A 14,159-nucleotide genomic window follows, 5' to 3' on the forward strand; every position below is an offset into this window, starting at 1 on the left:
GAAAAACGAGTCAAGCGGAGTTTTATATTGATGCCTCTTTCTCTATTCCGCTCAACCGCCGGGTGGCCGCGTCCGTGAAACCACTCTCTTCCAGATTATGAAACCCCAAAAGGATAACTTCCGGGATCACCTGCCAAACGCCGACCAGCAGGGAGCGCGGACTTGGCTGTATCCGCGGGCTGAAAAAGGCCGGTTGCTCCGCTGGCGAACAGCCGTGGCCTGGATTCTGCTTGCCGCTTTGTTTGCCGGTCCATTCCTGAGCATCGACGGTCATCCGCTGTTTTTGTTCAACGTGCTGGAACGCCGGTTTATCTTTTTCGGTGTGCCTTTTTGGCCGCAGGATTTCTACCTTGTCGCCATCGGGCTGATTACCTTTATCGTCTTCATTGCGCTTTTCACGGTTATTTATGGCCGGGTCTGGTGTGGATGGGCCTGCCCTCAGACGATTTTCATGGAGATGGTTTTTCGGAAAATCGAAGTCTGGATTGAAGGGGATCATAACGCCCGAAAACGACTCGATGCCGCGCCCTGGACCGGCGAGAAAATTCTCAAAAAAACCGCCAAGCATACGGTTTTCTTTCTGCTTTCCTTCGTCATCAGCAACCTTTTTCTGGCTTATCTCATTGGTAAAAACGAGCTTTTTGCCATCATGACCGATAATGTTTCGGGCCATGTGGCCGGACTGGCCTCTATTTTGGGTTTCACCGGCTTGTTTTACCTCGTTTTTGCCAGGCTTCGGGAAATCGTCTGCACCACGATTTGCCCGTACGGACGGCTTCAAGGGGTTTTGCTGGACAAACACTCACTGGTAGTGGCGTATGATTACGTCCGTGGTGAACCCCGCGGAAAGATCGTCAGACAGAATCTGTCGCGCGGGCAGCAAGACGATCTGCCGCAACCGTTCAACGCTTCCGGACTCCCAAGCGCCACCAAAGGAGACTGCATTGACTGCCTGCTTTGCGTACAGGTGTGTCCGATGGGCATCGACATTCGCAACGGTTCCCAGCTGGAATGTATCAACTGTACATCCTGCATCGATGCCTGCAACAATGTGATGGACAAAATTCACCGACCGCAGGGGCTGATCCGAATAGACTCGCACGAAGGTATTGAGCAGAAAAAGCCGCTACGGTTTACGGGCCGCATGAAAGCCTATTCTGCGGTGTTGACGGCATTAATCGGCGTATTGGTTTATTTACTGGTCAGTCGTCCCGATGTTCAGACCACGGTTTTGCGGGCACCAGGCCAGTTGTTTCAGCGGGAAAAGGAGGGTGAAATCTCCAATCTTTATACCATTGAAATAATCAATAAAACGTACCACAACCTGCCGGTTTCCTTTCGAATCAAGTACCCGCATGCCCGCATTCACCTGGTTCAGGCGATTCGGCAAGTGCCGTCGAATGAAATGGCCAAAGGTGTTTTTTTTATCCGGATTCCGGAAAATGCCATACGTCAGAACAGCACGAAACTGACCGTGGAAGTGCTGTCCAAAAATGAAGTGATTGATCGCGTCCAGACCACCTTTTTAGGTCCTGGCCCCTTTTAACGGGCAATTGCTTCCAAACTTAAAACCGTACTCAAATGAACTGGGGGAAAAGCATTGTGCTCATTTTTATTCTCTTTGCCGGATTTATCAGCACGCTGGTCGTTCTCATGTCCCGGCAGCGGGTCGATTTGGTTCGCGACGATTATTACCAGAACGAACTGGTTTATCAGCGACAGATTGAGCGAATTGCCCGGACCCAACGGCTTGGCAAATCGGTTCACCTAACCTATCAACCGACCCGGCAGCAGATGGCGGTTTTGTTGCCCGATTCGCTACAAACGGGTGAAGTTCTGTTTTATCGCCCATCTGATCGAACGCTCGACTTCCGCGTTCGGCTGAACGCCAACGACCAACGGATTCAAATCATCCCGGCGACCGATCTGAAAAAAGGTTTCTGGAAAGCCGAATTTAGCTGGACGGACGGCCAGTCCGAGTTTTTTTCATTCAGTGAAGTTTCCATTCAATAACTTGATTTACACCACCGAATGAACGTCTGGTATAGTACGGCCTTGATGACCGGTTTTGCCGGAAGCCTGCACTGCATCGGCATGTGCGGCCCGTTGGTGATGGCGCTGCCGGTCGGGCGATTGCCAAAAATCCAGCGGCTACCGGCGGTTTTTCTGTATCATTCCGGACGACTGGGGGGCTATGCTCTCCTCGGTGCACTGGGCGGCTTATCGGGTAAAGGCTTGCTTTTGGCGGGTCTGCAACGTCCGGTTTCCATCGGTGCGGGCCTGCTACTGTTGGTTTGGGTACTGAATCGACGTTTTTTTTCTTTCCTCCCCTCTTTTGCTTTTGCCCGACAGCTTACGGCCCCCCTTTCGCGGCTGTTGATTCGCCCGACCTTACCAGGCTTTGTCGGAGCCGGTTTTTTCAACGGCTTGCTGCCCTGCGGTTTTGTGTACCTGGCGTTGACGGGCGCGCTGGCGCAGTCGACCATTCCGTCCGGAGCAATTTACATGGCATTATATGGTTTTGGAACCTTACCGGCCTTACTGGCTATTCGCTTCTTCCAGAAGTTATTTTCGCCGAAACTGCGAAACCGGTTTAATCGGTTACTACCGGTTCTGACCGTGCTTCTGGCTTTGCTGTTAATTGGTCGGGGCATCCGATCGTACGGGTTGACCACGGCGACTCCTCAGCCAGCCGTTCCGATTTGTCATGGTTGGGCACCCTGAGATCGAACCGGAGACCCTGGTTTTCTAACCCAATCTGGCATTTCCAATGCGTATGTAGAGGCCGTTTTTAATTAAAAATTCAACCGGCAGAAAAACAATCCAACGGCCAGCTACTTTTTAGGGTCCAAGCTAAACCCGCAAGGGCTTTCATTGTCCAACCCGCATAAAATTGTAGTTTACGCTATGTTTCGCCTGGTGCTTTTGTCCGGACTCTTCGCGCTTCTGCTGGATGGGTGCAGCAGCGGCAAAACCGCTCTAAAGCGGGGCCAGTTTGACCTGGCGGTTAAGCGGGCGTCGCACCGACTGACACAATCGCGCGGGCTTTTTAAACGGGGCTATGAAACCGCACCGCTGGTGTTAAAAGAAGCCTTTATCCATGCCTACAATCAGCACCAGACCGCTATTCGAAAACTCACTTCAGCTGCGGACTCGAACCAACCGTTTCGTTGGGAAACCGTATTTCAGGAATACACCCACCTGCAAACGCTGACAAACGACGCCCGACGCGGGTTTGCTGCGCATTGTTCAACCTGCGAAGAGTGGCTGGCGGCTTACCCCGCTTCGTACTCGGACCGGCTCAATGAAGTCCGCGAACTGGCGGCAGCCGACCGTTACAACGTTGCAGAACAAGCCTTTCCGTATCGTGAAGAAAACCGCCTGGCCGCCAAAGAAGCTTATTTGAGTTACCAGAAAGCCGTGGATTGGGTACCTGATTACCGCCACGCCAGTGCGAAAGCCCAGGAAGCTCTGCCATTTGCCATTCTGCGGGTGGTTGTCGAACCGATCAGTCCGACGAATGAAATCAGTCCCCAGCAAAACAGCGAATTAGAACACCTTATTTACCAGAACGTGGCCCAGCGCTCCAAGCCATCGCCTTTCGTTCAGCTTTACCCCTCCTCAAAACCGCCGGACATATACCTGCCGGTTCATCAGGTCGTCCAAATGCAGGTCATCCATTATTTACCATTTGACGAAACCAGGACTTCCTCATCAACTACTATCTACAGCAATCAGTTGTATAAGGTGGGTGAGAAAAAAATCAATGATTCGACCAAAGTCGATGTCATGGAGAAAGTTAAAGGAACCTTAACGACCTATCGGTTGGAAATCCGGGCCGGACTGGACTTACGTATGCGGGCGCTGGATCTCTCATCCGGAAAAGTGTTGTGGGAAGAACCGGTTTACGAGCGCGAATCCTGGGAGACCACCTGGGAGACCTTCAGTGGTGACGATCGGGCACTCAACGGAAGCTCCCTGAAAAGTGCCGATCCGTTTTCGCCATCCCGGTGGAAACTCTACCGTAACCTGCGCGACGGGCTCGCTTCGAGTGTGGCCCAGCGATTGCAATCAAAGTATAAACGTGATTAGCCCTGCTGTTGCGCGATTCGGTGGCTCGCAAACAAAAACGGGAAACCGCAGTGGTTTCCCGTTTTTTCAAAGAAATAGCTAACGTAGGACAGAAAAATGGGATTCAATTTCATTTAGGCTGCCAGCCTTCCCGCGGTCTTCCATTCAGCGGTCAAAACTGTGCGATTCATTAATAATTCTCGTATTCATATTGCAGGGTTTCCGTCACGTTGCCCCCTTCTGTTGTCGTACGGGTAAGAGGCAAATTGGCCGCGTTGTAGGTATACGCGTAGGTCCTGGTTCCGTCCGACGTCACATTATTTTCGCTCAGGTTAAATACATTATCAATCCCGCCATAATAGGTGTAATACCGAAAGATGCCGGAAAGCGGATTCGATAGAACCGTAAATGGAGCCGGAATGACAAAGACGCCATAAAAAGGGTTTTGGCTGGTGTCGAACGTATAATCAGTCGTTAATGTACCAACGGAGGGCGTTCCTGGCGGTGTGCGTGTCAAGGTAGTGGTTGTAAAGATTTTGGTTACATTATTCCCCGTATAAGTATACTCCAGTTCTTCCTGGTAACTAACCGGGAAAAGCGAAAAGGTTCTGGTGCTGTTTATCAACTGGTTAGAAGGGTTATACTGAAATTTCACTTTCCACTTGTTGTTGTCATCCGAGGAATTATTGACGTAGTTTAGTTCCGCAACCTTTCCCGCATCAGTATAGGTATACGTATAGGTCTCCTCTGGATCTGGCGTCCCCCCTTGCTGCTTAATCACCCGCTTAAGCTGGCTCAGACGATTTTGTCCATCATACGTAAAAACGCTGTTTTCAGATGGAGCGTCCGCATTAGCGGGCGAAACCGAGGTTACAATTCCACTCAGGCGTCCCTGCCCGTCATAACTGAAGGCACTCACTTTTTGAGCGGCACTGATTCGCCCCCCGTTATCAGACAAAACCTGCGTGATGGATTTAACGCGCAACTTGTCAGTTGGCGAACCCGGTATCTGGTGATCGGAACAATTAACTAAACCGACAGCCAGCAGGCCGAACAGGGTTGCCCGAAGTAAATACGTAATTTTCATAGCGTGTGAAAGTCTTGTTTTGATTTTTCAGTAGTACAGAGAAAATTTTGTTGATTATGACTATGAATCGGTACCATTCATAAAAGGTGAATGATTTTTTTCACAGCCTAATGCAATCTCAGCACACGCATACGTATTGGAAAGGTTTTCAAAAAAATGGTGTGGATACGAAACCGTTTAACTTGTGGTCAAAGGTCACTTTTTATCCGTGGGAAGGCTGTCAGTTTGGGGACATTAATTGTCAAATTTGGGGCATTTTACCTATAAAAAGGCGATTAAAACCTTTCTTACCCATTTTTGCCCCGACTCGCCAGGTATTCGGTGGGCGTTTGCTGGTAAATTTCCTTGAAGACCATCGAGAAATGGGATGGCGTGCTGAATCCGGTTAAATCGGCGGTTTCGGCCACACTTTTACCGGCCAGAAGCAACTCAACACCTTTCCGAATCCGGTATTGCCGGATCAGGTCCGTCGGAGCCAATTGAATCAAACTCTGGATTTTCCGGTATAAAGTTTTCCGATTCATGGCTAGCTTATCAGCCAGCCAGTCTACACCAATCGAAGAATCATCCAGGTTTTCTTCCAGCAGCGCATAAATTCGCTCCAGAAACGGGTCGGTTTTTACCGCTGATACCGGTTTCTCCTGCCGGACATCCGAAATATCGGACAAATTAAACTGCTGACGGTAGAACTCACCGAGTTTCTGCTGCCGGTTCACCAGGTTTTGAATCCTCAGCTGAAGTTCCGCCATATTGAATGGCTTGGACAAGTATTCATCGGCTCCTTGCTGTAATCCCAGCATTCGACTCGGTTGAGCGGTTTTGGCCGTCAGCATGACAACGGCGATGTGATCGGTTCCTGAATTTTCTTTAACCAGCCGACACAATTCATTGCCATCGAGTCGGGGCATCATCACATCGGTCAGGATGATATCAGGCAATTCAGCCTGGGCGATTTCCCACCCTTCCAGTCCATCTACTGCTTGAAAAACCGTATACGACGCATTTAATTCACTGACCAAAAAATCCCTCAATTCCTCATTGTCCTCCACTATCAGAATGCGGGGCATAGCGAATCCGTCGCCGGACGTTTTCGGAAGGGCAGTCGATTTTGTCGAAATCTCTGTCTCTAGCTGAAATGCCGGTTTGTTGTAACCCGGCCGAAGCGGTAAGGACTCCACCGCTAAAACCTGCGCAACGGGCAACATCCATTCAAAAGTGGTTCCGGCTCCCACCTTACTGTCTACGGAAATAGTGCCGCCCAGTAATTGAATCAATTCGTTGACCAGGGCCAGCCCCAGGCCCGTTCCTTCGTGGGCCCGCGTGGTAGAGGTGTCAGCCTGATAAAACCGGTCAAAAATATGCGGGAGTTTCTCCTTACTAATACCGATTCCGGAATCAACGAGCTGAAACTGAACACCGGTCATTTCGTCGTCGGTCCAAACCGGGTTGGTCGTAAGGGTAATGCTTCCACCCGCTTCCGTAAATTTGAGTGCGTTTGCCACTAAATTCGTTATAATTTTCTCCCATTTATCAGCGTCAAACACATGCTCGCTCGATGGAAAGTCATTCAACGTATACGTAAGCTTGACGCGTTTATGATCCGCTGCTTGTTGAAAAACCGCGATGGTTTGCTCAATAAACTCCCTGACCTGCCCCCGCACATTAACGATAGTCATAAATTGTCCTTCCAGTTTGGCCAGATCCAGCAATTGATTAATCAGCCGCAGAAGTTTTTCCGCATTCCGATAAACCAGCGCCAACACGGCACCGTCGAACTGTTTTTCCTGAAGCAATTTCTCCACCGGCGCAATAATCAACGAAAGCGGAGTTCGAAATTCATGGGTAATATTGGAAAAAAAGCGGGTTTTCAACTCATCGACCGCTTTTAGTTGTTCCGCCTGCCGACGATTCAGTTCAAGCTCCTGACGTTGCCGGATTCGATGAGTCGAATAGCGGATGTATCCCCCGATGGCTCCGGCCGCCAATAGCACATACCCAACATACGCAATCCAGCTTGACCACCATGGCGGCAACACAATGAGTTGGAGTGAGGCTTCATCTGTCGTCCAGAAACCATTGCTGTTGGCAGCTCTTACCCGAAACGTGTAGGTACCCGGCGACAAACTATTGAAATTGACAATGGTTCGGTTCCCATTCTCGACCCAATCGTCATTTAGTCCATCCAGTTTGTAAGTATATTGATTCTGTTCGGGATGTTCGTAGGCCAAAGCCGCAAAGCCAATCGTCAACAGGTTTTCATTGTGCTTTAAATAAACGATTGTATCCGTAAGCGCCCGCTCCTGATCCATAACCGTCAGTTTCGTGATATGCACCGGGAAAGGGAGTGTGTCGTCTTTAATCTGGGCGGGGTTAAACTGAACTATTCCATTATCCGTCCCAAAAATGAGTTGGTTACCGTGTCTAAAGACATCGTTCTGCTTGAACTCATTACTGGGCAATCCGTCCGACACTTTGTAGGTATGAATTGTTCTGGCCGATGGATTAAACCGGCAAAGGCCGTCGTTCGTACCCAACCAGAGATCCCCCGATTCATCAGAAATAATGCAGAAAATCGTCGTACCGGGAATGCCATTCTGGTGGGTAATGGCGCTAAAACGACCGGTTTTCGGATCCAATCGGTTTAAACCGCCCCGATGTGTTCCGATCCAGATGATCCCGCTCGGGTCCTCATAAATGGTATGAATATCGTTACTGCTAAGTTGCCCCGCGCCACCGGCCGTGTAGCGGGTTATTTGCCCGGTTTTCGGATTTAGCTTGCAAAGACCCAATCGATGGATGACCAGCCAGACGTCTCCAGATTTGCTAACCAGAATACTGTATACGTCCTTGTCCGGAATGCTGTTCGGATTCTCCGGCTGGATGGAATGATACGTGAATTGGTGAGTCTTGCGATTAAAGGATGCAAATCCATTGTCACCACCCACCCAGATGTCCCCTGTAAGTTTATTTCCTTCCGTTCGTCCGCTGATAAACTGGGCTGAGATTTTTGAAGGATAGGCAGTAAACCGGTTGGTAATCAGATCATAATGATATAAACCATACAGCGAACCGAACCAGATTCCGTTCGAACCATCGGCCAGAAATGAGGTTATATCCCGGGAATAAGGTCCATTAACCGGCAGGATATGGGGCTGAACATTCTCCAGACGGCTCTGATCAGCGGATAAGCGGTACAGATCCGGGGAGTTATTGAACCAAATTTGTCCGCGTGAATCTTTGAAAACCGAATAAGCCCGGTTTTCGGGAACACTCGCCCTCCGCTCATTGGGTTTGGCCTGGTACGTCATAAAGGGTTTGGAATTGCCGGATTGCCGATCAATCCCGTATTCTGTGCCGATCCAGAACATTCCAGACCGGTCGTGGTAAGCCGCCTGGATGCTGCTACTCGACAAGCCTTTATACCGATTGGGATCGGATCGATAGGTAAAAACCTGATCGGTAGCCGGATCAATTCCCTGCAAGCCATCGGTTGTTCCTACCCATACGATACCCGTAGAATCGCGGTGGAGGGTATTCCGCCAAATGTATGGGTTGAGTTTGCCGCCCGGATTGTACGGAACGAGTTTCCAGGGCTTGTCGCGTAAATTCAGTTTAAGCAGGCTAAATCCTTCAGTGGCACTCCCCATCCAGAGCACATCATTTTGATCCAGATAAAAAGATTGCAGGGAAGGTTGCGCTCCTTTAATACCCTGCACCGGAACCAGGCTGAATCGGCCGGTCGCACGGTCAAATAGAAACAGGCCCTGGTGTGTGGCCACCCAAAACCGGTGTTGTCGATCTTCATAAACCGATTTAACAGCTACGTCGGCTACGGGTGAAGGATACAGGGTAAAGCGACGACGAACCGGGTCAAAGCGGGCCAGTCCGGCCATGGTCGTAATCCATAGAATGTGTTGCTGATCCAGGTAGACGGAAATCTGGCTATTCCAGCGCGTGGCCTGGGCTCCGCGAATGAGGTGAGGTGTAACCTGACCGGTTTTACGGTTCACTTCGTGTAACCCTCCTCCGTTTGTAATCGCCCAAATCCGGTTTGCGTCTCCCTCGCATAGACCCATGATAAACCCGTTCTGAAGGCTGCGGTTGGGCTGGGCGGGATCAACTTTAAAAACAGTGAAAGAAGCCCCGTCGTACTTGTTCAGCCCTTCTCCGGTACCGAACCACATGTAACCATCCTGATCCTGAAGAATTGCGGTTACATTATTATTTGATAAACCATCTTCAACCGATAGGTGCTCAAAATGATTGGAAATGGGGTATTTGACCGGTTTATTCGAAGTCAGATTTGACTGAGCCCGTAACCGGACAGGCCACAGAAACAGGAGGATAAGCCAGAAAAATCGTATAACATAGGTGGTCAACAGCATTGGTAGTAATACCTACTGAGATAATTCGCGATGCAATATTAGTGTTTTTAAACTAAATAGTTGGAATATGATCAGGCAAGAATCTATTTCGATGGGTGGGCTGGGTCTAACGCAATCGCGAATCACATTTTCAATACATCAGGTAACTAGCTGCTTAAATTCTCCGGTTTTGACTGGATAGTTATCAATAAAAAAAGGACTCCCCGGCGATGCGTTCGCCGGGGAGTCCTTTTATGTAAAGTCTATTTCCTTAAACCGTTAGGCAGACATGGTTTCGTTTTTCTCAACCAAACGATCGTGACCGGTTTCGAATTCAGGGCTGGTTGCCTTTACCGGGCGCATTTTGATAATTCCAGTCGCTGACAGCAATTTGATAACCGGATAGGTCGGATCAAGTTCGTACCATTTAGCGCCAAAATTTGCCGCATTCGGGCGTTTGTGGTGGTTATTCTGAAACAACTCGCCCATCATCAGCCAATCGAAAAACATGGAGTTTTTAGAACGGTCATGGTTATCGAAGTTGGCATAACCGTACTTGTGTCCACTCCAGTTTACAATAGCACCGTGGATCGGCCCCATCAGGAAGTGAATCGGCAGCAGGAAGAAAAAGGCCCAGTGCATATCCAGGTAAACGAATGCGAAAATGTAGAACAAGGAATAAGCGGTCCCCCAGGCAACCCGGGAAATCCAGGAATCACCGATTTTCTCCAATGCATACCACTCCGGATAGTTGCGGTCAAATTTCGCTTCAATTGGCCGCACCCGGTTCAGGACAGCATTGTATAAATCTTTTGTTTTCCACATCATCGTAAAAACATTTTTCGTGTGATGGGGAGAATGGGGATCTTTGGGAGTATCACTGAACGCATGATGCATCCGGTGCAGAACGGCATAGGCTCGGGGGCTCAAATACGATGATCCTTGTGACAGATAGGTCAGGAAAAAGAAAAACCGTTCCCAAACCTTACTCATCGTGAACATTTTATGCGCCGAATAGCGGTGCAGAAAAAATGTCTGGCAGAAGAGTGAAATGTACCAGTGAAGAACAAAGGCAATAAGGATTATTACCACGGGATAAAATTTGTTAAAGGTGAATGGCTAAAAACCCACTTCAGTGCAATTAGATTACACAAATCTACAACAATAACGTAGATAGTTAACCGAATAAGACAAATTTTTGAAAATTATTTTTTTCGTCAGAATGCGGTCGTTGAATACTGTAAAAGGTTTGCGCCCATCCGTAAAGCCTGCTGGCGAGCCTCTTCAGGGTCATTATAGACCGATTGATCCTCCCAGCCATTCCCTAAATCGCATTCATAGCTATAGAAACAAACCAGCCGGCCTTCCCAAATTAATCCAAATCCCTGCGGTGACTTTCCGTCGTGTTCATGGATTTTAGGCAGGCCATTTGCGAAGGCATATTTCTGATGATAAACCGGATGATTGTACGGCAATTCTATAAAAGTTAACTCCGGAAACACTTTTTTCATTTCGCGCCGGATAAATTTATCCAGCCCGTAATTATCGTCGATGTGCAGAAAACCGCCGGACATCAAGTACCGGCGCATGTTTTGAGCTTCCGCATCGGTAAAAACAACGTTTCCGTGGCCGGTCATGTGAACAAACGGATAGGAAAACAACTCCGGACTGCCGACCTCCACAATGTCTTCTTCTGGAAAAATATTCATCCGCAGGTTGGCATTACAGAATTTGATCAGATTCGGAATCGACGTTTTGTTGGCATACCAGTCGCCACCGCCGTTGTATTTTAGCTTGGCAATTTTGTACGAAAACTGCGCATGAACCGACCCCGCCGTCACCACCGTAAAAATCAGTACCCAACATGCAAATCCAGTAAGTCGTTTCATGAAATGAATATACGGTTTATTGGTTACGGTTTTCGGTGAAGCCGCCGTTGTGGCAGAACGCTTCAACTTAATAACGCAAAAACGGACTACTCGTTGTCATTAATCAAGTGTATGATGTGACAAGCGGCCAATGCCGCCGTTTCAGTTCGCAACCGGGTTGCGCCCAAGGTCACCATTTTGAATCCATTTTCCCTCGCCTGCCGAATTTCATTCGTCGAAAAGTCGCCTTCCGGCCCGATCAGCACCAAGGTCGTGCCACCGGGCGAAGCGGTTTTCAACAATGAGCCAGCCGGTTCATTCTCAGGCAAATGGGCCAAAAACCGCTGATCAGCTAACAGTGTTAGAACGGTTTTAAAGTCGATAATTGGGTCAATAACCGGCTTGAACAGCTGCAACGATTGTTTCATGGCAGCAACGGCAATCTTTTCAAGACGATCCGTTTTCATCATCCGGCGTTCGGAATGTTGACTGACAAAAAAGCTGAACTGATCGACGCCCAGCTCGACGGCTTTCTCGACCAGCCATTCCAGCCGGTCCGTATTTTTAGTCGGCGCCACTGCCAGATGAATCCGATACGGCCGGGGTTGCTCCACGGAGGTCTCCACAATCCGAAACGAACACCGGCGCGGATCGGCGGTTTCAATCACGCATTTATGACGCTTACCGGCTCCGTCGGTCACATCGATGACCGCATCTTTGGCCAGTCGCAACGTTTTGACGCAGTGCCGGGACTCTTCTTCACTCAGAAAGGAATGCGATTCCGTTTCGGGCTGATAAAACAACTGCATAACTACTACCTGACGTACGCCAATCGGCTCCCCTTTCCACCATCCCTATTCTTCGGACTCGCTGTTCGAAAATGAATACAGGGTTTTATCCATTTTCAGCGTGTCGGCGTTAAATTGCTCAATAAAATCCTCAATAACATCTTCGGTGATTTCTTCCACATTCAGGCAAACATCCAGGCTGATCCCATATTCGAAATCATGATCGATTTCGATGTGTTCCTGCACTTTAACGGCTTCAGTTTCTTCAATTTCCTCGATCAGTTCGGTTAAAAACAGCTCGATTTCCTCTTCGAGTTCCGCATCGATCCGGTAATCGGGTTTGCGTTCCTCCACCGGCACATACTGCGGAAAGGATTTCTTTACCTTTTCCATCGCCATTTCATACACCAGGCTGCTGTGGTGAAGCCGTAACGTATAAATGATGGCATCATAGATCACTTCATTGTCCTTGTGCTTTCCAACAAACTGAATGTGAACGCATTCGCCGGAATTCAGAACTTCCAGATCGTCATCTTCGTCTTCTACATAAACGAATGTGCTTCCTTCTTCTTTACACTCATCTTTCAGAAGTTGAATCGTTGCCGGATCAAATCCTTCGTTTTTATACGTCGCCATTTACTTATCGTTATGTATGCTTGGTTCAATCCAACAAATCTACGAACCCACCTGCGAATTTCAACATTAATAACCGGTAGTCGGTTCAATTCACAAACGCTCCGCCGTGATTTCGTAGGTCTGGTAATGCCGTACAATCGTCTGAATGGCAAAATCGATGGCCGTCGGAATCGTCGACAAATCCGTCACCAGCAGCTGATCTTCCGGCCGGTGAATGTTGGGCATCCGGCCCTTTTTATCCATCGCGGTCAGCGTCATCACAGGGATTTTCCGGCGTACAAACCAGACGCTGTCGAAGTCGGCAATGTGCCAGCGCCCCGGTTTTACGATACCCCGGAATGGTTTTTCCTCCAGCAATTTTTCTGCCGACTGCATCAGTTCGTTCGTGTACTCAATGACTTCCACCGTTCCGGTGTGTTTGATCAAATGCAGGGAACCGTTGCCAAGGGTATCGAAATTGACCACCACCGTGCGGCCTTTGGGCCAGCTTTCAATGTGTTTGTTGAGGTAAGCTCTGGAACCAATCATACCCACTTCTTCGGCTCCCGTCAACACGATTTCGGTTTCCAGTCCGGGTAAATACAATTGTTTTAATCGCTCCGCCGTAGCAACCGCGGCTGCTACGCCCGTTGCGTTATCGCTGGCTCCGTTGGAATACCCGTAAAGCCAGAAACCGAGTGTGCTGAGCAGGGCCTGCAGGACAAAATACGCAATGAGTCCGTAGCGAGTCCAGGGCACCCAGTCGCTATTGAATCCGAGTTGTTCGATGGTGAGCAAAAAACCGCTCCCGAGCATCAGGATCAATGACAAAACGAGCGAAACATGGAAACTGTTTACGGTGCCGGTACGGTAAAGAAGGGAAATTGGGGCCGTGTCGTAATGCGCCATCAGAATGACCTTCATGACCGGTTTGTCGTTGTCACCGGCGTATCCAAAACCGGTTTCGCGCCAACGGCCAATGACATTGTGAGAGGTGACCTGGGGAGGAAGTCGGGTTACGGGCGAAAACCGCCAGTTAAAGAATAACCAGGCCAGCGTAATCCAGCCCCAACTCCAGGTAACCGCCAGCCAGCCCAGCCACGGAGCCGTCAGCAATCCGCTGGCAATGCCGGCAATTAACCAGTAAATAATAGGTATGTAAGTTCTGGGCGTTCGAAACGGTTCTACGTTAACCGTAGCCTGAAGTTCCTTCAGTGTCGATGACAGAATTTCGATGGCAGACGCTTCGAAGGCCGTGGCCGCCCCCCGGTGCGGTAAACGACTCAAATCGCGGATCAACGTCTCAACGGTAAACGGCATCTGTCAATTAGTTTTAGGTCGGATGAGACTTCCAAAATGCATTAAA

11 protein-coding genes are annotated in these 14,159 nt (G+C 49.2%); 4 read left to right on the forward strand and 7 right to left on the reverse strand.

Translation table 11 applies throughout. The features are described from left to right. The first annotated feature begins 97 nt into the window (after positions 1-97). From ccoG to EHT25_RS04200, 4 genes are all read left to right on the forward strand, one after another. Positions 98-1,546, forward strand: coding sequence for a cytochrome c oxidase accessory protein CcoG (gene ccoG, locus EHT25_RS04185; protein WP_124871085.1), 1,449 nt, complete (start codon positions 98-100; stop codon positions 1,544-1,546). Between the two features lie 35 nt (positions 1,547-1,581). Continuing rightward, positions 1,582-2,013 carry a FixH family protein gene (locus EHT25_RS04190; protein WP_124871088.1) on the forward strand — a complete coding sequence of 144 codons (432 nt, stop codon included), beginning with the start codon at positions 1,582-1,584 and terminating at the stop codon, positions 2,011-2,013. Positions 2,014-2,031: 18 nt separating this feature from the next. Continuing rightward, complete coding sequence (locus EHT25_RS04195) at positions 2,032-2,724, forward strand: sulfite exporter TauE/SafE family protein (RefSeq protein WP_124871090.1); 693 nt, start codon at positions 2,032-2,034, stop codon at positions 2,722-2,724. A 183-nt stretch (positions 2,725-2,907) separates the two neighbouring features. Continuing rightward, positions 2,908-4,092: a hypothetical protein gene (locus EHT25_RS04200; RefSeq protein WP_124871092.1), complete on the forward strand. Its 1,185-nt coding sequence runs from the start codon at positions 2,908-2,910 to the stop codon at positions 4,090-4,092. Positions 4,093-4,261: 169 nt separating this feature from the next. Here the strand turns inward: EHT25_RS04200 and EHT25_RS04205 are convergent, their stop codons facing one another. From EHT25_RS04205 to EHT25_RS04235, 7 genes are all read right to left on the reverse strand, one after another. Further along, complete coding sequence (locus EHT25_RS04205) at positions 4,262-5,158, reverse strand: DUF4595 domain-containing protein (RefSeq protein WP_124871094.1); 897 nt, start codon at positions 5,156-5,158, stop codon at positions 4,262-4,264. Between the two features lie 287 nt (positions 5,159-5,445). After that, complete coding sequence (locus EHT25_RS04210) at positions 5,446-9,543, reverse strand: hybrid sensor histidine kinase/response regulator transcription factor (RefSeq protein WP_124871096.1); 4,098 nt, start codon at positions 9,541-9,543, stop codon at positions 5,446-5,448. A 258-nt stretch (positions 9,544-9,801) separates the two neighbouring features. Next, positions 9,802-10,614, reverse strand: coding sequence for an acyl-CoA desaturase (locus EHT25_RS04215; protein ID WP_124871098.1), 813 nt, complete (start codon positions 10,612-10,614; stop codon positions 9,802-9,804). Positions 10,615-10,739: 125 nt separating this feature from the next. After that, positions 10,740-11,411: a DUF4159 domain-containing protein gene (locus EHT25_RS04220; RefSeq protein WP_124871101.1), complete on the reverse strand. Its 672-nt coding sequence runs from the start codon at positions 11,409-11,411 to the stop codon at positions 10,740-10,742. Positions 11,412-11,497: 86 nt separating this feature from the next. Next, entirely contained in the window at positions 11,498-12,199 is a 702-nt protein-coding gene (locus tag EHT25_RS04225; RefSeq protein ID WP_124871104.1) for a 16S rRNA (uracil(1498)-N(3))-methyltransferase, read from the reverse strand. Between the two features lie 45 nt (positions 12,200-12,244). Beyond that, complete coding sequence (locus EHT25_RS04230; protein WP_124871107.1) at positions 12,245-12,814, reverse strand: hypothetical protein; 570 nt, start codon at positions 12,812-12,814, stop codon at positions 12,245-12,247. 90 nt (positions 12,815-12,904) lie between these two features. Continuing rightward, the gene (locus tag EHT25_RS04235; RefSeq protein WP_124871110.1) at positions 12,905-14,113 is read right to left on the reverse strand and encodes a M28 family peptidase; all 1,209 of its coding nucleotides are present in this window, start codon (positions 14,111-14,113) and stop codon (positions 12,905-12,907) included. Between the last annotated feature and the right edge of the window lie 46 nt (positions 14,114-14,159).

The sequence above is a fragment of the Larkinella rosea genome (genome assembly GCF_003858635.1).
Lineage (GTDB): Bacteria > Bacteroidota > Bacteroidia > Cytophagales > Spirosomataceae > Larkinella > Larkinella rosea.